Origin of the sequence: Prosthecobacter fusiformis, from assembly GCF_004364345.1 — a bacterium.
Lineage (GTDB): Bacteria > Verrucomicrobiota > Verrucomicrobiia > Verrucomicrobiales > Verrucomicrobiaceae > Prosthecobacter > Prosthecobacter fusiformis.
In genome coordinates, this window is the sequence record NZ_SOCA01000016.1 from 38247 (window position 1) to 60779 (window position 22533).

Annotated in this window: 17 protein-coding genes; 9 read left to right on the plus strand and 8 right to left on the minus strand. The window is 59.2% G+C overall.

Features of this window, described 5'->3' with window-relative positions; genetic code table 11:
* Positions 1 to 77 precede the first annotated feature (77 nt).
* A complete protein-coding gene (locus EI77_RS22085) occupies positions 78 to 3302 on the plus strand; it encodes a UvrD-helicase domain-containing protein (protein ID WP_133797488.1) in 3225 nt (1074 codons plus the stop codon).
* A 20-nt stretch (positions 3303 to 3322) separates the two neighbouring features.
* Here EI77_RS22085 and EI77_RS22090 read toward each other — a convergent pair whose 3' ends face one another.
* Genes EI77_RS22090 through EI77_RS22100 form a run of 3 tightly spaced genes read right to left on the minus strand, consistent with a single transcriptional unit; the run spans position 3323 to position 6314 of the window.
* Positions 3323 to 4096 (minus strand): hypothetical protein, encoded by a 774-nt coding sequence (locus EI77_RS22090; RefSeq protein WP_133797489.1) that lies wholly within the window; start codon positions 4094 to 4096, stop codon positions 3323 to 3325.
* On the minus strand, positions 4093 to 5598 hold the full coding sequence (locus tag EI77_RS22095) for a thermonuclease family protein (RefSeq protein WP_133797490.1): 1506 nt from the start codon (positions 5596 to 5598) through the stop codon (positions 4093 to 4095). Before EI77_RS22095 ends, EI77_RS22090 begins: the two co-directional genes overlap by 4 nt.
* Before the next feature lie 2 nt (positions 5599 to 5600).
* Positions 5601 to 6314 (minus strand): hypothetical protein, encoded by a 714-nt coding sequence (locus EI77_RS22100; protein WP_133797491.1) that lies wholly within the window; start codon positions 6312 to 6314, stop codon positions 5601 to 5603.
* Positions 6315 to 6594: 280 nt separating this feature from the next.
* On the opposite strand from EI77_RS22100, the gene EI77_RS22105 reads away from it, so the two are divergent.
* Positions 6595 to 7884 carry an outer membrane protein assembly factor BamB family protein gene (locus EI77_RS22105; protein ID WP_133797492.1) on the plus strand — a complete coding sequence of 430 codons (1290 nt, stop codon included), beginning with the start codon at positions 6595 to 6597 and terminating at the stop codon, positions 7882 to 7884.
* Positions 7885 to 7945: 61 nt separating this feature from the next.
* Here the strand turns inward: EI77_RS22105 and EI77_RS22110 are convergent, their stop codons facing one another.
* Positions 7946 to 8953, minus strand: a complete 1008-nt coding sequence (locus EI77_RS22110; protein WP_133797493.1) for a TerC/Alx family metal homeostasis membrane protein — start codon at positions 8951 to 8953, stop codon at positions 7946 to 7948.
* Between the two features lie 225 nt (positions 8954 to 9178).
* Between EI77_RS22110 and frr the strand changes: the two genes are divergently transcribed.
* The 4 genes from frr (at position 9179) to EI77_RS22130 (ending at position 13405) form a co-directional block, all read left to right on the plus strand.
* A complete protein-coding gene (gene frr, locus EI77_RS22115) occupies positions 9179 to 9751 on the plus strand; it encodes a ribosome recycling factor (protein ID WP_243839008.1) in 573 nt (190 codons plus the stop codon).
* A gap of 63 nt (positions 9752 to 9814) precedes the next feature.
* On the plus strand, positions 9815 to 10492 hold the full coding sequence (locus EI77_RS22120; protein ID WP_133797494.1) for an acyltransferase: 678 nt from the start codon (positions 9815 to 9817) through the stop codon (positions 10490 to 10492).
* Between the two features lie 122 nt (positions 10493 to 10614).
* Positions 10615 to 12678, plus strand: coding sequence for a carbon starvation CstA family protein (locus tag EI77_RS22125; RefSeq protein ID WP_133797495.1), 2064 nt, complete (start codon positions 10615 to 10617; stop codon positions 12676 to 12678).
* Between the two features lie 91 nt (positions 12679 to 12769).
* Positions 12770 to 13405 (plus strand): TPM domain-containing protein, encoded by a 636-nt coding sequence (locus EI77_RS22130; protein ID WP_133797496.1) that lies wholly within the window; start codon positions 12770 to 12772, stop codon positions 13403 to 13405.
* Between the two features lie 249 nt (positions 13406 to 13654).
* On the opposite strand, the gene EI77_RS22135 is transcribed toward EI77_RS22130, so the two are convergent.
* From EI77_RS22135 to EI77_RS24045, 4 genes are all read right to left on the minus strand, one after another.
* Complete coding sequence (locus EI77_RS22135) at positions 13655 to 16399, minus strand: DUF4350 domain-containing protein (RefSeq protein ID WP_133797497.1); 2745 nt, start codon at positions 16397 to 16399, stop codon at positions 13655 to 13657.
* Positions 16389 to 17360, minus strand: a complete 972-nt coding sequence (locus tag EI77_RS22140; protein WP_133797498.1) for a stage II sporulation protein M — start codon at positions 17358 to 17360, stop codon at positions 16389 to 16391. The genes EI77_RS22135 and EI77_RS22140 overlap by 11 nt, the downstream gene beginning before the upstream one ends.
* A gap of 15 nt (positions 17361 to 17375) precedes the next feature.
* Positions 17376 to 18098: an RDD family protein gene (locus EI77_RS22145; protein ID WP_133797499.1), complete on the minus strand. Its 723-nt coding sequence runs from the start codon at positions 18096 to 18098 to the stop codon at positions 17376 to 17378.
* Positions 18099 to 18567: 469 nt separating this feature from the next.
* The gene (locus tag EI77_RS24045) at positions 18568 to 19332 is read right to left on the minus strand and encodes a PH domain-containing protein (RefSeq protein WP_133797500.1); all 765 of its coding nucleotides are present in this window, start codon (positions 19330 to 19332) and stop codon (positions 18568 to 18570) included.
* A gap of 503 nt (positions 19333 to 19835) precedes the next feature.
* On the opposite strand from EI77_RS24045, the gene EI77_RS22155 reads away from it, so the two are divergent.
* The 3 genes from EI77_RS22155 to mutM all read left to right on the plus strand — a co-directional run bounded on the left by EI77_RS22155 (position 19836) and on the right by mutM (position 22368).
* Complete coding sequence (locus EI77_RS22155) at positions 19836 to 21050, plus strand: cysteine desulfurase (RefSeq protein WP_133797501.1); 1215 nt, start codon at positions 19836 to 19838, stop codon at positions 21048 to 21050.
* The gene (gene sufU / locus EI77_RS22160; protein ID WP_133797502.1) at positions 21050 to 21493 is read left to right on the plus strand and encodes a Fe-S cluster assembly sulfur transfer protein SufU; all 444 of its coding nucleotides are present in this window, start codon (positions 21050 to 21052) and stop codon (positions 21491 to 21493) included. The genes EI77_RS22155 and sufU overlap by 1 nt, the downstream gene beginning before the upstream one ends.
* A gap of 62 nt (positions 21494 to 21555) precedes the next feature.
* Positions 21556 to 22368, plus strand: coding sequence for a bifunctional DNA-formamidopyrimidine glycosylase/DNA-(apurinic or apyrimidinic site) lyase (mutM, locus tag EI77_RS22165; protein WP_133797503.1), 813 nt, complete (start codon positions 21556 to 21558; stop codon positions 22366 to 22368).
* Positions 22369 to 22533: the final 165 nt, after the last annotated feature.

The window sequence follows — 22533 nt, forward strand, 5'->3', positions numbered from 1 at the left end:
TCACATTGGCTCTCCGCTGCATTTTTGAATACTGAGCTCTGCTCACGGTGAACTGAGCACTCCTTTCTCCATACCTCATGTCCTCCCCCCTCCAGCACCTGCTCATTTCCGCCTCCGCAGGTTCGGGGAAGACTTATCAGCTTGTCCGCCGTTATCTGCATCTGCTTGCCCTCGGTCAGGAGGCGGAGGGCATTGCCGCCATGACCTTCACCCGCAAGGCGGCAGGGGAATTCTTCAGCCGTATCCTGCAAAGGCTGGCGGAAATGGCAGAGCACCCGGAAAGAGCCGCCGCTTTTTTCCAGGACAGCGCACCGCCGGTCGCCTCCGCTCAGGATTTCAGCCTGATGCTACGGCGCATCACCCGGCGCATGCACCGCCTGCAACTGGGCACCATGGACAGCTTTTTTGCAAAAGTGGCCGCCTGCTTTCCCATGGAGCTGGGCCTGCCCGCAGGTGCCCGAGTGATGGATGAAGATGAAACCCGCCAAGCCCGCCGCGAGGCCCTGGACAGTCTTCTGGATCGTCTCTACCAGGAATCCGATGACTCCGCCCAGACCACCCTCATGGAGGCCTATAAGCAGGCCACCTTTGGCGCGGAAGAAAAGACGGCGGACAGCGCCCTCCAGGACTGGCTGACCAGCGGTCTTACCTTGTGGGATGATTCCACTCCTGGCCCCTCAGGCAGCAGCGGTGCGGATTCGCGTGGCTGGGGCGATATCGGGCGCATCTGGTCCCAACGGCTGGAAATGGGTTCCATTCAAGATGCCATCGCCGATGTCCGTGCGACGTTCACTCCCCTGAGCGGACCTGGGGCTGAATTGCTGGAAGAGACGCTTACAGAAGCTCTCGAAACCATGCCCGGCATGACGCTGCCCAAGCGTGTGAAAGAGTTGCTAGAAAAAGCACAGGAGAACTGGAGCGACCTCCTCGCCGGGGATGCGGAACTGATGTGGATGCGCAAAAAAACGCCCGTCACCGGTGCGGCTGCGCGTGCTGTGGTTAAGCTCGTCCGCACTCTCATGGCCCGGGAATTTCTCGTCCGCGCCAATCGCACCAGTGGACTGGCTGCAGTGATGACGATGCTGGCGGGCGAATATGCCCAGCGTGTGCGGGCACGTGGTCGCCTTTCCTTCTCGGATGTGCAGCGTCTTCTCTCCCTGGCTGCCCAGCAGGAATCCCCCTGGGTGACAGGGAAGGGGGATTTGTGGTACCGTCTGGACGGCCGTCATCAGCACTGGCTGCTGGATGAGTTTCAGGACACCAGCCGGGTGCAGTGGCGTGTGATTGGTGGCCTGGTGGATGAAGTCATTCAGGATGACTGCGGGGACCGCAGCTTCTTTTCCGTGGGGGATCCCAAGCAGTCCATCTACCTCTGGCGGCAGGCGGAGCCGGACCTCTTTGATGACATCCTCTCGGCTTATCCTGCCAGCGGCGGCCGCGGTCTGCATACTGGTCTGCTTAGCCAATCCTTCCGCAGCGCCCAGCCCGTGCTGGATACGGTCAATGCTGTGTTTGGTGACCGTACTGCTCTGGATGCTCTATTGCCTGAAGGATCGCTCAAAGGCTTTGCCTTCGAAAATCACACGGCTGCACAAAAGGGCCTTACTGGCCACGCGGCCCTGATTTCTCCCGCTCCAGACTTGGATGTAGAAGACCCCGTCGCGCATTTGACAGCGGATTTATTAAAGCACATCCAGCCCCTGGAGCGTGGCCTTTCATGCGCCATCCTCGTCAGGTCTAACCAAGAGGCTCGTCAAATGACAGAAGCTCTTCGTGCCACCACTGGCATGGAAGTGGTGTGTGAATCAGACCAGCATCCCTGCACCGATAATGCGATAACCCTGGCTCTGCTTTCCTTGCTCACTCTGGCTGCGCATCCAGGGGATAAACAGGCCCTGGAACATCTGCGCATGACTCCCCTCTGGCCGCAGGTAGAGACCACCACAGAATCCAGCCCCTACACCATCGCCAAGGTCCAGGGCCTGGTCTTTGAAAAAGGCTTCGCTGCCTTCATGGAAGAATGGACCCCGCGCATCTGGTTGGTACATCCTCAGATGGATGCCTTTCATGCGCGCCGTCTCGCCCAGATGGCCGATATCGCTGCTGAATTCGATACCCTCGGTAGCCGCGATGTGGATGCGTTCATCGAGTTTGCACGCGAGTATCCTTTACGCATCCGTGGTGGTGCCCAGGCCGTCCAGGTCATGACCGTTCATGCATCCAAAGGCCTTGAGTTTGATGTCGTCATTCTGCCCAGTCTGGACGGCACCGCCATGGACACACCCCGGCGGGAGGACTACCTCGTCAGCCGCAGTGCGGAAGGGGTGAATTGGGTCCTGGAAACTCCGCCCAAAGTCTATTCACAACTGGATCCCACGCTCAGCGCCGGTTTGCAGGAAACGAGACGCCGGACCGCTTTTGAATCTCTCTGCCGCCTTTATGTGGCAATGACCCGTGCCAAGCGTGGCCTTTATTTCATCACCGAACTGCCTCCGAAATCCGGTCGCGCTCTCAAGGAATCCAAGCTCCTCCGTGAAACCCTGGGGCGCGAAAGCAGCCGTCCTTTTTCTCAAGAGAGCCAGGGCATCGTCGAATGGGAAACCGGGGACGCAAATTGGTTTGCAGTACAGCCCTTTGTCCCGGCTCCTTTGCCAGAACCAGTCTTGTTACACTCTCCGTTAGGCGCTTTGCTGCGCGAAACCCAGCCTATGCCTCGCCGCCGCACTCCCTCCGGGGAGGAGAGTTTCGAAGTCAAAGGCAGCGTTCTTTTTGGTGAAGGTCGCGAGCCCGGCCGCCGCTTGGGGACTCTCGTTCATGAACTCTTCGCCGAAATCGAATGGACCCCAGATCCCGTTGCCCTGGAGCAAAAATGGTTGGCCAAGGGCCTGCTCACTCCCGATGATTTCAGTGCTGCCGAAGGTCCCGTCGCCAATGCGCTGGGCATGGTTCGGTCAGTCATCTCCTCAGCAGCTTGCGCTCCCGCTTTTACCCGGCCAAGCCCCCATGCTCAAGTCTGGCGTGAGCGCGCCTTTGATCTCGTTTTGGACAAGGAATGGATCTCCGGCACCTTTGACCGTGTTATCCTGGACCGCGATGCCAGTGGCCAGTGTACGAGTGCCTGGATCGTGGATTTTAAAACCGATGTGGTTTCCGATGATGCCTCTTTGCAGGAAAAACTGGCGGGTTATGCCCCCCAGATCGCGCTTTATCGCAATGCCATCTCTAGGCTTTCCGCAGTCCCTGAAAGTGCCGTCCGTTGCAGCCTCCTCTTCACCCGGCTCCAGCGGCTGGTTGACCTGTGATTTTTCTCCAGCGTATCTGCTCAGTCAGCTCTTGACTGGGTCCGTGTGATGACGAGCTGCCGCAGCAGAAGTTCGTTGCTGTCTTTGTCTCCAGCACTGAGCCTCAGGGTATCGCCCAGGGTATCTGCGTGGAGGGTGATCTGCCCCAACCGCAGCAGTCCATACGTGTTTGCACCCGGAGTCGTCTTGCTCTCATCCAGAGTTGCCTCCAATCGCTGACCGCCCAGAGTAACTCGGAGAGGCATGGGCTTCGTCAAAGCCGGGCAGGCGTAATTCAGGACAATGTCATAACTGCCCGCTGGCAGTGCCTCGATTCTCCAGTCAATCTCTCCGATGGCAGCCGCTTCGGGGCTTGCACTACCATCAGGCGTGGGGGTGATGCTACGTGCCAGGGCAGGAGTTAGCGCGATGAAGGCACGGCCTATGCGGGGAACGACTGGCGGGGGCGGAGTCACCGGCATTTCTGCAGGCGTTTTCAGGGATTGCACCGCCGCCGATAGATCCACGACCCCGCCACTGCTGATGATTCCCTGGATGCGCGTGATTTCCAATTGGTACGGTGCTGGGTCTTTGGCCTGGGCCGCCAGCTTTTGCAGATCCGTGATGTACTTGCTCAGCAGCGGCACATGCTTGGCCCGCAGTTGGAGCTGGTAGATCGTTTCCATCTGCCGCAGGCGCGAGTTTTCAGCACTCGCTGCAACAGGGGCGGAATTCACAGGCAGCGCCACTTGCGCCATTCCTATAGCAGGAAAGGCAGAGGCCAGCAGGCAGAAAACAAAGTAAGGCAGTTTCATCGGTTGGCCGCCTCCGATATTCCCCAGGCTCCAGGGGCTGGTTTCTGTCGTCTGGCAGCTTGCTCTCGTTCTAACAAAGAATCGTACAGGCCATTTTCCATCATCCCCCGCCGCTCCTTTGGAGGCATGACCGCAGCCAGTCCCTGATCAACGAGCACGTTTTGGAAAAGGCCAATCTCAGGCAGAAAGACCAGTGCGTGGGCGATTCCATCCTTGTCTTTGCCAGGCCTCACCAGCACTCGCAGGGCCTTGCCCTCCAGATACCCGGCGGTGAATTCCTGGGCTGCACGGCCCAGCGGCGTCACATCACTTTCCCCAAGATCAAAGTGCTTGGAAAATTGCCGCCCCGCAGCCAGATCATCCACAGGAGCACATTGCACCCACATCAGGCGAATATTCAGAGTGCGACCCTCATGCTCAATGAGAAATCGATCCCCACGATTGCCTGCATCCGCGACAAAGCGCGCACCATCCAGATCCTCAAAGCCATTCAGCCCCCCATTGTTGACCAAGATCCTTAACGGTCCCGCCGCCTGCCCTCGGCTGTTTTCCATCAGCTTCAAAAGTCTTTTGGATTCAGCTTCGGCGGCATCCTTCAAGGCTGAATTCCCCGTCGAAAACTGCCGAAGACTCTCCAGATAGCTGTCCAGAATCGGCTTCTGTACGGCCGCCAGTGTCTCGTTCATGGATTTTTTCAAATCCTCCAGCGAGGGGCCTGCTGCCGCCGGGCTTGTGATCGTCGGAGCCTCCACGGTAGCGGGGACCAGCCTCAGATTGCGCAGCCTCAGCAGATTGCCCGGATATCCTGAGGCCGCCATCAGCCGCAGGGTCACCAGACTTCGAGTAAAGTTGACCGGCCCGATTTTAAGCGATTCAAAAGTTGTGTCATCATGGCTGAGCCTCAGTTCAAAGGATCGCCGGTTTTCCGCCGCTCCCGGCAGCAAGGACACCTCGAAGAAATCAAATGCCGCACTCTCTTGCGGTTGCGACCTCCCCGGTACCAGCGTTCCGGGCAGGGAAGGCAGTTCCACCAAATTGGCTTCCAGTTCCAAATAATATTTACCAGGAGAAAGCCGCAGGTTGGCCCACTCCGCCCCGCTGCCGCTGGTCCGCCAACCTGTGATCAGGTCCCCACGAGTTTCTGCCGAGCCGATCAACCTTGCCTGCGATGGCAGGAGAGGAAACGACAGGTTTTGTGCCAGTGTGGTATCATTGGTTAGGTAAAGCGCTTTCAGCTCCGCGCGCCTCTGCTGCACTAGACGCGCCTCTTCATAGTCCGCAGTCTCCGCCAGCTCCTGCTCGATCTTCGCCAGCGCCCTTTCATATTGGTCCGTCAGCGTCTGCGAATCCGTCATGACAGATCTCAGAAACCCTGCTCGCGCCACCGCCAGTGGTGCCGGATCTGGGGTCTGTGCCCCTCCCACTCCCACGATGCCCATGACGATACCTGCCATGGTAATGGCTCGCCAAAGGGAATCAAATCTGGAGGTCAGGGAAGACATGATCATTTGCTGGCAGGCACCAGTTCTACGGAAAGCAGGTGCATCAGGTTGTCTTTCAACACCGTCTGGGCAGTGATTTTTAATGGGCCGGATCCCTCAGTGATCTTCAATGTGCCCAGATTCTTTTCCTGCGGACCCTTTAACGTCGTTTCCACCTCGGCTTTCAAACTGAAGCGAGTTTCTTCCACAGTCAAAACACCGCCTTCCAAGGGGCTGCATCGGTAGCGCAAAATCACCTCGTAGCCTCCCGGCGGCAGGTTTCCCAGCTTCCATTCTGCCGCCGCACCCGGCTTGGACCAGCCGGTCAGCGCTCCGCCTTCTCTCCGTATGTCTTTGAGCACAGCCGCATCAATCGGCAGGCGGATACGGTCAGGCAGCAGGCTCGCCGCGATGGATTGCTCCCGCGTTTGCAGCAGCAGCAGTTCCTTGTCCAGTCGTTCCAGCTCCATTTCCAAGCGCTTGCGCAGATCTCGTGCTTCGATGGCTCCCGCGTAATCTCTGGCCTCCACCCGGCTCTTTTCCAGTAGGATGAGCTCAGATAGATGCTTCTTCAATGGTGCAAGACTGCTTTCCAGGATGCTTCGCTGAAAAGCCAGCCTCGTCACATCCAGCGTATGCTTCGCATCTGGCTCGGCAGCAGGTACGGCTCTCGCTGGGGCTAGCAACGCCAGCCCGCCAAGCCACAACCAACAGCCGGAGACGAGCGCGAGATTCACAAAAATGAGAATAGATCAGAAATATTGCCGTTCCCAACTCAGGATCGGCCTTTTTGAAGTTAGCCATGCTCAGCCCTGTGGCAAGGGGCTTATGCGCTCAGTCCTGCTCTTGATAATTTGAATAAGAGTATTTTGGCTGAATTCATAAGTTTATGCCTCGGTTTAAAGCAGGATTGAGAAAACAATCTGCGCTTGGCACAAAGACCCGTTCCCTCCCACTTCAGTCCTGCGTATCCCCGCAGCAACTTCTCCCCATTCCCTTGGTTTCAGCTCCAGCTCCATGAAAATCCCTCTCCTGCCCGCCCTTCTCCTTGCTTCTACCGCAGCCATTCAGGCAGCAGACTGGCCCCGCTTCCTCGGACCCACAGGGGCAGCCATCGTGAAGGAATCCGCCGTACCGTTGACTTGGTCCGAGACCGAAAACATGGCATGGAAATTTGAGTCCCCAGGCCCAGGTTCCTCCAGCCCCATCGTTGTCGGGGACAAAGTCTTTTTCACCTGCTGGACCGGTTATGGGGATAAAGCGGAGGCTAAAGACCCCTCGAAACTCCAACGCCACCTCATCTGCCTGAATCTGGCCGATGGCAAAAAAAACTGGGAAGCCATCATTGCCTCCAATGCCACGGAGGATCCTTATGAGGGATTCATTACAGAGCATGGCTACGCCACCCATACTCCTGTCAGCGATGGGGAGCGCATCTATGCTTTCTTTGGCAAAAGCGGTGCTTATGCTTTTGATCTGGAAGGTCGCCAGCTCTGGCATACTCCCTTGGGCACGGGTTCTGGTAGCCGCCATTGGGGTTCCGGTGGCAGCCCCATTCTTTATAAGGATACCGTCATCGTCAATGCTACCGATGAAAGCAAGGCGCTCTATGCTCTGGATAAAAAGACCGGTAAACAAATCTGGAAAGCCGGTGGGGACAAAATTGACCTCGCCTATGGCACCCCTTCCATCATGGAATCTGGAGGCCGGACGGATCTCGTCTTCGCCATCGCTGACGAGATTTGGGGAATGAACCCAGAGACTGGCAAGATGCGCTGGTTTGCCACGCATAACCTCCCCGGTAACATTTCTCCATGCCTCATTCAGGACAATGACCGCCTCTATCTATATGGCGGTTATCCCACTCAGGGCAGCGCCGCCATCCGCCTTGGTGGCGAGGGGGATGTCACCTCCAGCCACATTCTATGGACTAGCAAAAGCAGTTCCTATGTCCCCACCCCCATCCTTCACGCGGGCCGTCTCTACGTCATCAATGACCAGGGTTTCGCCCTCTGCATGGATGCCAAAACCGGAGAAGATATTTACCGCGAGCGCGCCATTGATTCCGGCGGCGGACGCGGCCGTGGCAAGCCTTTCTATGCCTCCCCCGTGCTCATCGGCGACCGCCTTTATTGCGTCTCCCGTCGCGGTGGTACTTACGTCATTGCGGCCAAGCCCACCTTTGAAAAACTCGCCCACAATGTCATTGCTGGCGATGACACCCAATTCCACGGCACCCCCGCCATCGCCAACGATTCCCTCATCCTCCGCAGCGAGAAAGCCATCTACTGCATCCGCGCCAAGTAAGCTCTGCATCTCATGACCAAAGCACCCAGATGAGTTGGACTTCCTCGTAACGGGCTAGCCATTACTCCTTCAAAACCTTCGGATCAGGCACCGCCATGGACATAATCACGCCTGCGGTGAGGATGAAGGCCACGATGGAAACGCTTACGGCCGGATCCAGATGGTAACCAAAGGCACTGGCGATGAGCTTGAAGGAAACAAAGATGAGCAGGATCATGATCGCCTTGTCCAGCGCCCACAGCCGGCTCTGCGCGGCCACGAGGAGGAAATAAAGACTGCGCAGACCAGCCGTGGCCCACAGGCTGGAGGTGATCATCAGATACGGGTCCCGCACCACGGCCACGATGACCGGCATGGAATCAAAGGCGAAGACCACATCGCAGATCTCAATGCAGAATAGGCACAGGAACAAAGGCGTCACCCCATGGGAAAAGAAATGGCCGCTTTCGATGGAAGGATTCGTTTTCGTCACCTTGCGCATCAGGTTCACTGACCAGTGGTTCGTATAGTCGATCTCCACTGCATGGCCGGAGCTCTTCCACATCTTCCGCACCGTCCACAGAACGATAAGCGCGAAGGCGATGAGCACATACGGGCTCGTATTAGCAATGAAAGCCCCCAGGCCCAGGAAAAACACCCGGAACACGATGGCTCCTAAAATACCCCAATACAGAATACGGTGCTGGTAGTGCTGGTTCTTTTCCAACGTCAGCCCGAAGGATTTAAAGATCAGATAAAAAGCAAACAGGTTGTCCAGCGCTAGCGCCTTCTCCAGTACATACCCCGTCGCGTATAGGCTCACGGCACCAGATCCATCCAGCATCCGCGTCATCCCGCCGAAGTTTTCTTCACGTGGATTGTTTTCAAAGCTCCACCACACATAGCCGGCGAATGCCGCTGCACAGCCCACCCAGATCAATGACCACTTGAGCGCGTTGCCCATGGTGATTTTTTCACCCTTTTTGTGAGTGAGCAGGTCCACCAAGACAGCCACCACAAATGGAATCAGGAAAGCCAAGATGTCCAGGGCGGTGATGGCTTTGAATGCGCTGAGGGAATCTTCAAACATAAACAATGATTTGGCTGACAATGAATACGGATTCCAAAGCAGGAATGACCCCGTCGGCGATTAGAACTGCCGCTCAATTTTATCATTGCAAACGATTCGTCAGGGTACCTACCGCCCGCTCATAGCTCCCAGGAAGTTGAACTGCATCAACTCCGCAGTGGACACACGCCGCTCTGGCGGGCATCCTTCACCCCATATTTCCCCTCTTTACCCCCTCACACTGCTATGTCCATGGACCCTGAAATGACGATGCTGGAATGCGAAGACTCGATGACCAAAGCGGTCGAATTCGCCATTCATGAATTTGCAGCCGTGCGCACCGGCAAAGCCTCCCCAGGCCTGGTCGAAGGGCTGGACGTACACGTCCATAGCTACGGCTCCCACATGAAGCTGAAGCAGCTCGCCATGATCACCACGCCGGATTCCCGCCTCATCCGCATTGAGCCCTTTGACTCCGCCACCCTTCATGACATCGACCGCGCCATCCGCGAATCCCGCCTCGGTCTCAATGGCAGCATCGAAGGAAAAGTCATCCGCCTGCCCATTCCCGCCCTCTCCCAGGAGCGCCGTGAGCAGATGGTAAAACTCGTCAAGCAAATGGGGGAGGAGGCCAAGGTCCGCGTCCGTGCCGCCCGCCGCAATGCCATCGAAGAACTCAAAAAAGGCGAAAAGGATAGCATCATCACTGAGGACGATCTGCACCGCCTGGAAAAAGAAGTACAGGCCATGACGGATAAAAAAATCGCCGATCTGGACCAGCACATGGCCTCCAAGGAAAAGGAAGTCCTGACGGTGTAAATCCTCAGGTTGAGGGCTACATGGCTCCAATCCTGCACCTCAAAAACCTCCCGCTTTTTTGCCATGCACGCTCCCGCAGATTTTCTCGATCTCAACCACACCCAGCACAGCATCCTCTTCCCGGCCAATGAACCGGTGTGGGCCGCCCTGACCAAAATCGTCTCTTACCTGGACTTCCGCCTCCAGCGGGAAATGCGCTGCAGCATCCCCCAGGGCGCATTCATTGGCGAGGATGTATTCATTGATGAAGGCACCACCATCGAGCCCGGCGCCGTCATCAAAGGCCCCGCCTGGATTGGTAAAAACTGCATGATCCGCGCCGGATGTTACATCCGGGAAAACGTCATCGTCGGCAATGCCTGCGTCCTCGGAAACTCCTGCGAATTCAAAAACTGCGTCATTTTCGACCACTGCGAAGTCCCCCATTATAACTACGTAGGCGATTCCGTGCTCGGATACAAAGCCCATCTCGGTGCCGGCGTCGTCCTTTCCAATGTCCGCCTGGATCGCGGGGAAGTCACCATTGCAGATTCCAAAAAGCCCATCTCCACCGGCTTGCGGAAATTTGGAGCCATCATTGGCGACCATGCTGAGATTGGCTGCAACAGCGTCATCAATCCCGGCTCCCTGATCGGCCGTCGCAGCATCATCTATCCCCTCAGCAGCTTCAGCGGCATTCTGCCCAACGACAGCATCCTCAAGACCCGACAGCAGCAGGTCATCGTCAAACGCACTGTTTAGACCGTCTAGAAGATCGCGAAAGAGCCGCCCTGCCCGGTGCGATCTTTCTGTCCATCCCGTCATTTCCCCCGGCCTTCGCCCTTGCTCAAATCCCATCGGCCAGCTAATCTCCACGCCCCACCATGCCAAAAGTTCTTCGCATTCTCCTCTGGACCGCCATCTCTGCGCTGGGCGCAGGAGCCGTGGCATTTTCCGCCTTTCATGAAGGTGAAACCATCAATGCCCTCTGGCTGGTGGTCGCAGGGGTGTGCTCCTTTGCCGTTGCCTACCGCTTTTACAGCAAGTGGCTCATCACCAAAGTGCTGGTCCTGGATGCAGAGCGCGCCACGCCAGCCCATACCAAACAGGATGGCAAAGACTTTGTGCCTACGAACAAGTGGGTCGTCTTCGGCCACCACTTTGCTGCCATTGCAGGCCCTGGCCCCCTGGTCGGCCCCGTGCTCGCAGCCCAGTTCGGTTATCTCCCTGGCATGCTCTGGATCCTGGTCGGTGCCACCCTGGGCGGTGGCGTCCATGATGCCATCGTGATGTTCGCCTCCATCCGCCGCGGTGGAAAATCCATCGGCCAGATGCTGAAGGATGAAGTCAATTCAGTCGTCGGCTTCGTGACCATGATCTCCGTGCTGCTCATCATGACCATTCTGCTCGCCGTGTTGAGCTTGGTGGTGGTGAAGGCCCTGGCCCATAGCCCTTGGGGTCTGTTCACCATCGCCATGACCATCCCCCTGGCCTTCATCATGGGCGTCGGCCATACTATCTTTAAGGTAAGTGTGCGCACCGTGACCATTTTTGGCATCGTAGGCCTGATTGCCAGTGTCTGGGGTGGCAATTACCTGGCGGACTGGGGCATGGAGGCAGCGTTTCGATGGAAGGATACCCACGTGGCTTGGGCCATCATGGTTTATGGTTTTACGGCTTCCGTACTGCCGGTGTGGATGTTGCTGGCTCCGCGTGACTACTTGAGCACTTTCATGAAAATCGGCACGGTGGCCGTGCTGGCGTTAGTAGTGCTCTGGGTGGCACCTGAGTTGCAGATGCCGAAGCTGACCCGCTACATCGACGGCACTGGCCCAGTAGTATTAGGCAAAGTCTTTCCATTCCTCTTCATCACCATTGCCTGCGGTGCCATCTCCGGTTTCCATGCTCTGATTTCAAGTGGTACTACCTCGAAGATTTTGGATCGTGAAGACTCCATCCGCAGTGTGGCTTATGGCGCCATGGTGACGGAAATGCTGGTAGCGCTGATGGCCCTGGTTGCCGCCTGCACAATCGCTCCCGGTGAATACTTCGCCATTAACTCTGGTGCGGCCAAGATCGTGCAGACTGACCCGAGTCAGGCTGCTGCGGTGACGAAGACCATTACAGACGCTGGTTTCCCGGTCACAGCAGAGCACATGGCCCTGCTGGCCAAAAACATCAAGGAGGACACCATGTTCGGCCGCACCGGCGGTGCGCCCACGTTTGCCGTGGGCATGGCCGAGCTTTTCTCCCGCGCTTTTGGCCCAGGCTGGATGAGCTTCTGGTACCACTTTGCCATCATGTTTGAGGCGTTGTTTATTCTGACCACGATTGATGCTGGCACGCGTGTGGGACGCTTCATTTTGCAGGATTTCATGGGGAACATGTGGAAACCGCTGGGCAATACCCAAAGTCTCCCCGCCAACGTCTTCGCCAGCGCCCTCCTTGTGGCCATGTGGGGTTACTTCCTCTATCAAGGTGTGGTGGACCCAATGGGCGGCATCAATTCCCTCTGGCCGCTGTTTGGAATCGCCAACCAGTTGCTGGCGGTGATCGCCTTCTGTCTTGGTACTACGCTTCTGATCAAGATGGGTAAAGCGCGTTTCTTACTGGTAACGCTGCTTCCCTTGGCACTGCTCATGAGCGCCACCTTTACAGCCGGCTACATAAAGCTGTTTGATGCTGATCCAAAAATGGGCTTCCTGGCTCAGGCCAAGGCTGCTGGAGCTCAGTTGGCGGCTGGTGGCGGCACGGCTGCAGAGATAGCCCTGTGGACGCAGAAGCGCTATGATGGCATTGTGAACTCCTGGGTAACCGGCTTCTTCCTGGTGGCCGTGGGGATCATTTTCCTCGGTTGCCTCATCGAGTGGATCAAGTTGCTCAGCGGCTCCAAGCGCGCCGTTCTCCACGAAGATCCTTACATCCCCGTGACTGGCGAAATCGCCTGATCCATCCTTCTTGCGTGTCCCGGCCCCGTCCGGGCGCGTCCGGCGTTAGAAAGACGTTGCGGCATCCCCGTCCCGCCCTTCCTTATCCGCCATGCGCTGCCCTGCCTGCCGACATCCCGCGCTGGAGCATGATCCAGCCTGCTCCCGGTGCGGATTCTCCCTGGAGGCCATCGCACCCACCATGGGCATCCCACCCATGCTGGAGGCCCCGCTGGCCGACCTGTCCAATGTGCTTTCCGCCAGCGAGCGCCGCGCCGCCCTCAGCACCATCCACATCCTCCACCAGCGCTTTCCGCAGGTCAGTTTCGCCGCCGTGCTCTTTGACCTCACACCCGAGGTCGCACCCGCCGTCCATGCCTTCTGGCTCTTCAACCGCGGCAGCCTTTTCAGCGCCGTCGAAAGGGCAGGGGACAACCATGGCGTCCTGCTCCTCATCGATACCCCGCGTGACCGCGCCGTCGCCATGATCGGTTACGGCCTCGAGCCCTTCGTCAGCGAGCTGACCCTCGAAGTCTGCCTCACCGCCGCCTCATTATCCTTGGCCAAATCCCGCTACGGAGCCGCCATCGAAGCCTTCGTTCGTGAGCTCGAGCGCCAGCTCACCACCCTCCTGCACCCGCTACCCCGCACCTTTGGTTATTCCGAAGACACCCTTTGGGCCGATTCCGCCACCCGCACCCCCGATCCCTCCCTCCCCGCCCACATCGGCACCGAGGATCTCTATTGAGCCCGTCCGCCCTGGAGCGCGCGCGTCTCGCGTGCCGTCTTGTGCGTCCCGCGCAAGACCGTTCTAGCGCCCCCGTCCGCCACCCTGGAGCGCCGACGCCCCGTCGGCATTCAAAAACAAGTGCTCAGTCCTCAGTACACAGTCCTCAGAATGAACGCCCCTCAATTCAGCCACAGGACCTATCCAACCCACCCCGCCCAAAATCTTGTAAATCCTGCAATCCTGTTAATCCTGTAAAAAAGTCCCCCCTCACCCCAGCGCCGTCTTCAAACTCTGCAGATCCTGCAAACGCCGCACCATCTCATGCGCCGCCGGTTTGCCACCGCTCATGAAAGCTGACCGGATGCGCTCCACCGGCATCTCCGTCGCCTCCACCAGAAACTGGATCATCGCCTCATCATCCTGCTGCAGCAGGTAAGGGTGCCTCCGCGCAGCCTTCACGCGCACCGCATCCGCCGCAGCGGAAAGCAGCACATCCGGCCTCTTCAGCCGGTAGAAAAACTGCCCCAGCGCACCGATGTGCTCCGCAAAGTGCTTCGTATCATGCAGTTGCACCTGCCGCAGCGGGCCAAAGCGCGGCATGTTCAGCCACAGCCACACCACCGTCACCAGCGCCAGCCCCACCAGCGGCATCCACGCTCGGTTCCACAGCAGATTCCAAAAGCTGCTCTGCAAAGTGGTGATGAAATGCACCTCCTGCGCCCTCTCCCCCACCAGCGCCAGCAGCCATCTCGCGTGATCATTCTCATCCACATACCGGTTTCTAAAAGGCCGCGCATGAGAGATCACCGTCACCCGGCCGATGCCGTAATTCAGGTCCAGCATCGTCGCCTGCTTCAGGCTCCCGCTCAGGCTCTCCCCATACTCCAGTTCCCGGGATAGGGCCATCGTATGCAGGCTGGGGAATTCCACCTCGTAGCTCTCCCCGTCCAGTTGGATCATGCTGTTCGTCGTCGGCACCTCCTCCGGCTGCTCGATCTTCTTTTTCTCACCTTCTGGCGCTGCTTCTTTGGCCTCCTCCTTTTTCTTCTTCTTAGGCCGGGTCTCCTCCAGCAGCTTGTTCTTGAACATCTCCTTCAGGTCCTCCTCCTCCATCTCCGCTTTCACCTCGATCCCCAGCTTCTCCAGCATCGGGTCCGCCCGGTCCTCATTGCCAGCATAACCAAAAGTGCTCATCCCGTCAAAATAGCTCCAGTCATTGTACGGCGCACATCCCGCCAGGAAATACACCGCATGACCTCCATCCGCCACCCAGTCCAGGAGCTGCGTCGCCCGCGCCTCCGGCATCCCGGATTCACCCGATACAAAGACCACCCCCTCAGCCTCCGGCAGTTCTTTGAAAGAAGGCTTCCTCTCCGTCTCATGCCCATACTCCTCCAGCAGCTGCTGCGCCGCCAAAAATGGGTCCGTCCGCGCCTTCCCCTTATAGCCCAGATCCAGCGTCACATCCTCCCACTCCCCCTTGGAGCACGCCCCCAGCCACGGCAGCAGCAGGATGAAAAGCAGCGCCGTGCTCGGGAATAAACCCGGCCGTTTAGCCCCCCGCGTAGCCCCTGCCAGGAACGGCCACGTACGGCATAAATTTTCGAACTCGCCCTCCCTCGCCTCCTCGCCCGCATACGCCGCGCGCACCCAGATCATCGTCAGCGCGCGGAAGAATTCCGTCACCGGCGCATCCCCCAGGTCCGCCACCTTCATCAGGCAGTCATCTTCCGTATCACTGTCACGGATCGGCAGCCGCTGCTGCTCCACCAGTCGGGATAGTGCCCCACGGTACAGCAGGCTCAGCGCCTCCCTCAGCCTGCCCGCCGCCCAGGCCGCCCGCGCCGCCGCCGTGATGTCATCCGGCAGGCTCTCACTGGCGATGTCCATGCCCATCACCACACGCGGCCCCGCCGGTTCCGCCACCCGCTTCACCCGTCTGGCAAAGCCGAACAAATGCTGGTTCAGCACCAGCCACCGCACCGCCAGGAAGAGCAGCACCGCCACCACCAGGATCACCACCCCGTAAAACAAATACCCCAGCACATAGCCAGCCCCCGCGCCTATTGTCGGTCCATCGCCCAGGTCCACTTCCTCCGGCACCCACACCCGCTGCGTGCGTGTATGCTCCTTAAATTCCGGTTTCGCCAGGATCTCCTCCAGCGCTGTCTTCACCTCCTCCTTCGGCTCCCCCTCCTGCGCATTCCCCACCAGCGCACCCAGCAGCCCGCACGCCAGGATCACCGCCGTCATCACTGGCCGCAGCCTCGCCGCCAGCCGACGAAAAGTCAGCTCAATGTCCCAGCCCTCGATCTTGATGCGCGAATTCAGGTACAGCCCAAAACCCCCGCCCACATAAAACGGCTCCATCATCGTCACCGCCCCCAGGTACAGAAGGTTGCTAAACCAGAACTGCGACTTGGAAGTCTCCATCATCGCTTCCGGGTTGAGGAAAAATTCATTCCATTCAGGCAGGCCTGATGCCGGGCCAAAAGTGCTCACCAGGACCCCCAGCCCCAGCCAGACCGCGATTTCCAGTTTCACGAAAACCCACGTCAGCATCGCACCGCTGCTGCCACCATCCGTCGCCAGCGCCGTCAGCCTCTTCCCCACAGCCTTCCCCCGCTGCCCCTCCAGCATCCACACCGGCAGGGCAAAGCTGCGGATAAAAGACAATCTGCGAAAAATCAGCGCGGATAACAAAAAGCGCGACCACAGCCCCGGCCACGCACGCAGCGTCTCCTTCAGCGTCGGCCGCGCGCCAAAGGCCGCCCGGCTCAGGTGATACAGCGGCAGCCGGTCATACAGCGGCTTCAGCCACCACACGATGCTGCCAAACCACAGCGGGTGCTCCCACAGCAGCACCGCCAGCACCGCCCATACCGGCACCACCGTGATCATCCACAGCAGCAGGATGCGCCCATAGTCCCGCCGCACCAGCGTGCAGCCCAGGTCCACCGCCTCCCAGGGTTGTCGTGGCCGCAGGGCCACCGTCAGATCCTCAAGCCTCATTTTCCCGCTCCCTCCCGCTCAGAAAAAGATACCCCAGCGTCAGCATCCACATCATTCCCCCCACCACATAGCGCACCATCGGTGGAAAAGGATTCGCCGACCAAAACCCCTCGATCACCGCCGCAAACGCCGTCATCAGCGCCGCCCCCGTGATCAGCACCAGCGCCTTCCTCCCCCCCAGCACCAGCGCCGTCCTCCGGTCATACACCCCCGGCTTCACCAGGGACAGCCCCAGCCGCATCCCCGCCATGCCGGAGATCACCACCCCCATCAGCTCCGGTGCCGAATGCCCCGCCACAAAGGAATAAAACGTCTCCGGATTGCACGCATGGTGCACATACCCCGTCGCCGCACCCAGATGCGCCCCATTGAAAACCATGATCACAATGGACCCCACCCCGCCCAGCAGCCCCCCCGCAAAAGTCCGCAGGTCGATCCCCACATTGTTAAAGATATAAAAAGCGAACATCCCAAAGTTCGATCCGAACTCCTCCCGCATATAATCCAGCGGCGAGGTATCCTTCCCATACATCATTTCCATCTGGATCATCCCCTCCGGCCCCAGGATGGACATCGCCCACTCCGGGTCAAACGGCGACCAGATCGCCAGAAACAAAAACGGCAGCCAAAACATCGCCATGCAAAACCAAAACAGCCCCCGCTCCCGCCGCACCGCCTGGGGAAACTCCGTGAAAACCATCTTCACCATCTTCTCCCCCCCGCCACTCGTCCGCCGCTCGATCGCCCTGTAGCCATCAATAGCCAGCGTATTCAGCCGCGCGATCAGGTGCCCCCCATACATCCGGTGCTGGGCCACGCTCAGGTCATGGCACGCCTGGCGGAAAAGCTGCGGCAGTTCCTCCACCCCCTCATTATTCTTACCCGCCTCCACCTCCGTCAGCAGCCTGTCCAGCCGCTGCCAGCGTTGCTCATTTTCTTTTTCAAATTGGCTCGGGCTCATGATCGCATCCTCCGTTTATTCTTGCCCACCCTTCTGGATCCACAGGCCCATCCCGCAGGCCTGCCTCAGGCCCGCGATCCCCGTCTCCCCCGTCAGCGGCTCCAGCAGATCCGTCAGTTCCGTCTTGCGTGCATCAGACCATTGCGGTGCCCGCTCCAGAAATTGCAGCAGCGCCGCCTGCTCCACACGGGACAGCGGCACCGGCGGCGGTAGCGGCAGTGCATTCACCGCATGCGTCGCCTTTTTCACCAGCACTGGCTCCGCATACACCACCACCGTATCCGCCACCAGATCCCCCAGCCGCTGGAAGCGCTGCGTAAACAGGCAGCACGTCAGCCCGAAAAGGTAAAACCCCGGCATAAAATCGATCACCCTTAGCAGATTGCGGATGATGGATTGCGGCAGCCGCACCGGCGCACCGGACACACTCGCCACCTTCAGCTTCATCATCCGCTGCCCCGGCGTCGCCGCCCGTTTCCCCATCTCGAAAAACACATTGTAAAACCACCCCAGCACAAACATGCACAGCAGCAGGATGCCCTGCACCGTCTTATCCCCCAGGCTGGAGGTCAGCACCCCCAGCACAATGATGATGGCGATGAGGGTCAGGATAAAAATGATCAGATCCACCAGCCACGCCACACTGCGCGGCCCCGGGCCAGCCACCCGCAGATGGATCTCCACGCCATCAGCGAGTTCCACAGGTTGGAGAGTATCAGCGGGGGGAAGAGCAGCCATGCAGCGAGAACGCCTACGAATGAAGCCGTATGCACCCCTTTTGACAACCTAAACTCACCCCCACCCCAAAATCCCCGTCTCCCCCATCGAGCGCACGCGTCTCGCGTGCAGTCTTGCGCGTCCCGCGCAAGACCGTTCTCAAACCCTCGTCCGCCCCTCAACCATGGAGCGCCGACGATCCGTCGGCATTCAAAAACCACCTTCCTTCACTCCGCCTCCCGTCCCCCATGGAGCGCACGCGTCTCGCGTGCAGTCTTGTGCGTCCCGCGCAAGACCGTTCTGAACCCCCCGTCCGCTTCTCTCAAATCACCTCTCCATCCCCCGCGGCTCCGCCGCCAATCTAATCGACATCCCTCCAAATTCCCGCCCTCCGACAACACCCCCTCCCAAAAATCCTGTCAATCCTGTCAATCTTGTTAATCCTGTAAAAACAGCGTCCCCCAGTCCCTCCGCTCCTCCCCCAAAAAATCTACAGCCCTCCTCCCTCCGACCTCCCCGTCCCCCGCTGCAACTGCCTCACCAGCTCCTTCACCGCATGCGCCCCCCGGATATCGCGAAACTGTACCTCGATCCCCGCATTCGCCGCCGAAGAAAAATCCACCGTGCCCAGGCCCAGCAACCCCTTCAGCCCGCTCTCATACACATCGATGCTGCGGATATCACAGATCCTCACCTCCTTCGAGCTCTTCCCCAAAATCCCCCATACCACCTCCACCCGCTCCTCCGTCACCAGATACACCCGCGTCGCCCGCGCCACCCACACCGCCACCAGCACCCCCATCCCCAGCATCGCGGAAAGCGGCGCATAATCAGGCTCCACCCTCATCAGCATCCCTGTGGTGATCCACAGCAGCATCACCAGAAACAGCGCCTTCCCCGCCCCCAACCACGAAGGGTGGGACCGGTGCAGGATCAGCTCCCCCGCAGGGGTATACACCTCCGGGTCCAGCAGCCCCTCCTCCTCAGCCTCATCATCACCTGGCAGTTCCTCCTCCACCTCCCCCGGATCATCCGCCCGGATCTCCCGAAACATCGGCCGGTCGATCCTCGCCCCCGCCCGTGCCCGCGCCTCCCGCATCTCCCCGATCACATCCCCCACCGTATGATCCCGCCCCGTCACCGTATCCGCGCACAGATCCCCCCGCGCCAGCGACCCCCTCTCCACCAGAAGAAACAAATCCTCCTTAGAAAGCAGCCCCGGAAACGCCGGATGTTCGTGCAAACGATAACGCATGATTGAAAAGCCCCCCAGTCATAGAGGAACCCCGCCCCACATGCAAAACACAAAGTACTCCTCCCACCTCAGCCATCAACCTTCAGTGCTTGAGCATGATCGATTTATACCCAGCCCCCAAACTCATTTCCCCACTTAGCCCAAGTCCCCCCTGCATCCCCTTGCCACCCCCGGTCACCATGCCCGACATTCAAAGCCAGCCATGTCTCCCCATTCAGCCCGCCGTCACACCCCCAAACATCCAATAACATCATTTCCCCAGCATTCCCCATCCATCCCCAAAAAATCCCCCCATGGGGAAAATATCCCCATCCACAAAGCGCTGAGGATCAGACACTTAGCCCCAAAAATCCCCATTTGGGGATTTTTTCATAATCTCCCCATCACCCCACCTGCCAGTCTCCCTGGCACTCACCACCCCAGATTCCGCACCGTCATGCCGCCCACCACAGCTTGCGCCGCGTATCCACCAGTGATAGGGCACACCTCTCTGAATACTCCCCATGGACTGGCCACAACTGCGCGCTGATTTTCCCATCCTCAACCAGGAGGTCCACGGCCACCCGCTCGTGTACTTCGATAACGCCGCCAGCAGCCAAAAGCCGCGTCAGGTCATCGATGCCCTCGTCCACTACTATCAGCACGACCATGCCAACGTGCATCGTGGCCTCCATGAACTCAGCATGCGCGCCACCGACGCCTTCGAGGCCACCCGCAAAAAAGTCGCCCGCTTCATCGGCGCAGCTCGCGAGGAAGAAATCATCTACACACGCGGCACCACCGAAGGTATCAACCTCGTCGCCCAGGTCTGGTCAGCCCAATACCTGAAACCAGGAGACATCATCCTGCTCACCGGTATGGAGCATCACAGCAACCTCGTCCCCTGGCAGCTCGCCGCCAAACGCAGCGGCGCCATCCTCCAGCACATCCCCGTCCTGGAAGACGGCACCCTGGACCTGGACACCGCCGCAACCCTCCTCACAGACCAAGTCAAAGTCTTCGCCTGCGTCCACATCTCCAACTCCCTCGGCACCATCAACCCCGTCAAAGACCTCTGCGCCAAAGCACGCGCCCTCGGTGCCATGACCCTCGTAGATGGAGCCCAGGCCGTCGGTCACCTCCCCGTGAATGTGCAAGACATCGGCTGCGACTTCTACGCCTTCTCCGGCCACAAAATGTGCGCCCCCACTGGCATCGGTGCTCTCTATGGCCGGTATGAACTCCTGGAAAAAATGGACCCCTGGCACGGCGGTGGAGAAATGATCACCACCGTCACCCTCGATACATCCTCCTACAAAGCCCCCCCCGCCAAATTCGAAGCTGGTACTCCCAACATCGCCGACGTCATCGGCCTCGGCACCGCCATCGATTACCTCGAATCCATCGGCCTCGAAAATATCCAGGCCCACGGCAACCAGCTCACCACCTATGCCTATGACCAGATGCAGGCCCTCCCCGGCATCCGCATCCTCGGCCCCCGCCAGCCCCGCGCCTCCCTCATCGCCTTCGCCCTCGACTGCGCCCATCCGCACGACCTCGTCGAATTCGCCAATACCTACGGCCTCGCCCTCCGCGGCGGCCACCACTGCACCCAGCCCCTCATGAAACGGTTTAAACTCCCCGGCACCAGCCGCGCCAGTTTTTACTTTTACAACACCCACGCCGAGGTGGATCAAATGATGAACATCCTCCACCAAGCCGTAAAATTCTTCTCCTGATGGCCCTCTCCGACGAACTCCGCGACCTGTATCAGCAAGTGATCCTCGATCACTCCAAAAATCCACGCAACCACGGCCAGCTCACCGGGGACTGCGTCCACGTCCACGGCGACAACCCCACCTGTGGGGACGAGATCGACATGTGGGTCAAATTCGGCCCCGCAGGCCAGGTGGAAGACATCAAATTCACCGGCCAGGGCTGCGCCATCAGCCAGGCCAGCGCCTCCATGATGACCGTCAAAATCAAAGGAACCGAAGGCGAAAAAGCCCGGGCCATGCTCGAAGACTTCCGCCACGTCGTCCTAGGCGATGCCCCCGTCAAAGACGAAGACGCCCTCGGCGAACTCATCCTCCTCGAAGGCGTCCAAAAATTCCCCCAGCGCGTCAAATGCGCCATGCTCGGCTGGCGTGCCCTGGAGCAGGCCATGGGCGAAAGCAAATAAGCCGTCAGCCCGCGCCTCGCCTAACACTAAGTAGCGAAAATATCGTGGATTGATCCCCGCCGATGCCCGAGCTGCCCGAAGTCGAAACCACCCTCCGCGGCGTCTCCCCCCATCTGGTCGGTCGGCGCATCCGCGAAGTGATCGTCCGCGAAAGCCGACTGCGTTGGCCCATCCCGGACACCATCCATGAGCTCGAAGGTTCCCTCATTACCGCAGGCAACCGGCGCGGGAAATACCTCCTCTTCACCAGCGCCAAAGGCACCCTCCTGCTGCACCTCGGCATGTCCGGCAGTCTGCGTGTGACGGACCCCGCCACCCCCTGGCGCAAGCACGACCACCTCGCCCTCACCACCGACCGCGACATGCAGGTCCGCCTCCATGACCCCCGTCGTTTCGGAGCCGCCCTCTTCATCCATGGCGACCCCTTGTTACATCCCTTGTTAGCCGAACTCGGCCCCGAACCCCTTTCTGAAGCCTTCACCGCCGCCCATTTAAAAGCCGCCTGCCGGGGCCGCATCGCCCCCATCAAATCCCTCATAATGGACAGCCATATCGTCGTTGGCGTCGGCAACATCTACGCCTGCGAAGCCCTCTTCATGGCCGGCATCTCCCCCATGAAAGCCGCCGGAAAAGTCAGCACCCCCCGGCTCTTAAAACTCGTCCAGGCCATCCGCCAAGTCCTCGCCGCCTCCATCGAAATGGGCGGCACCACCCTGCGCGATTTCCTCAATGAAAAAGGCGAGCCCGGCTACTTCAAACAAACCCTCCGCGTTTACGACAGAGAATCCCAACCCTGCCCCACCTGCACCACCCCCATCCAACGCCAAACCCAAAACAACCGCTCCACCTTCCACTGCCCCAAATGCCAGCGCTGACAAGCTGAAGCCCGTGCCCCCAAGAGATCCTCTAGAAAGACCAAGTCCCCTATCCCCCCTCAACGGAGCCACGCTTTTGAGGACGTGGAGATGTTGAGCATCTTAGACAACACCATGCGCGTCTCATTGCTTCAACGGGGCCACGCTTTTGAGGGCGTGGAGATC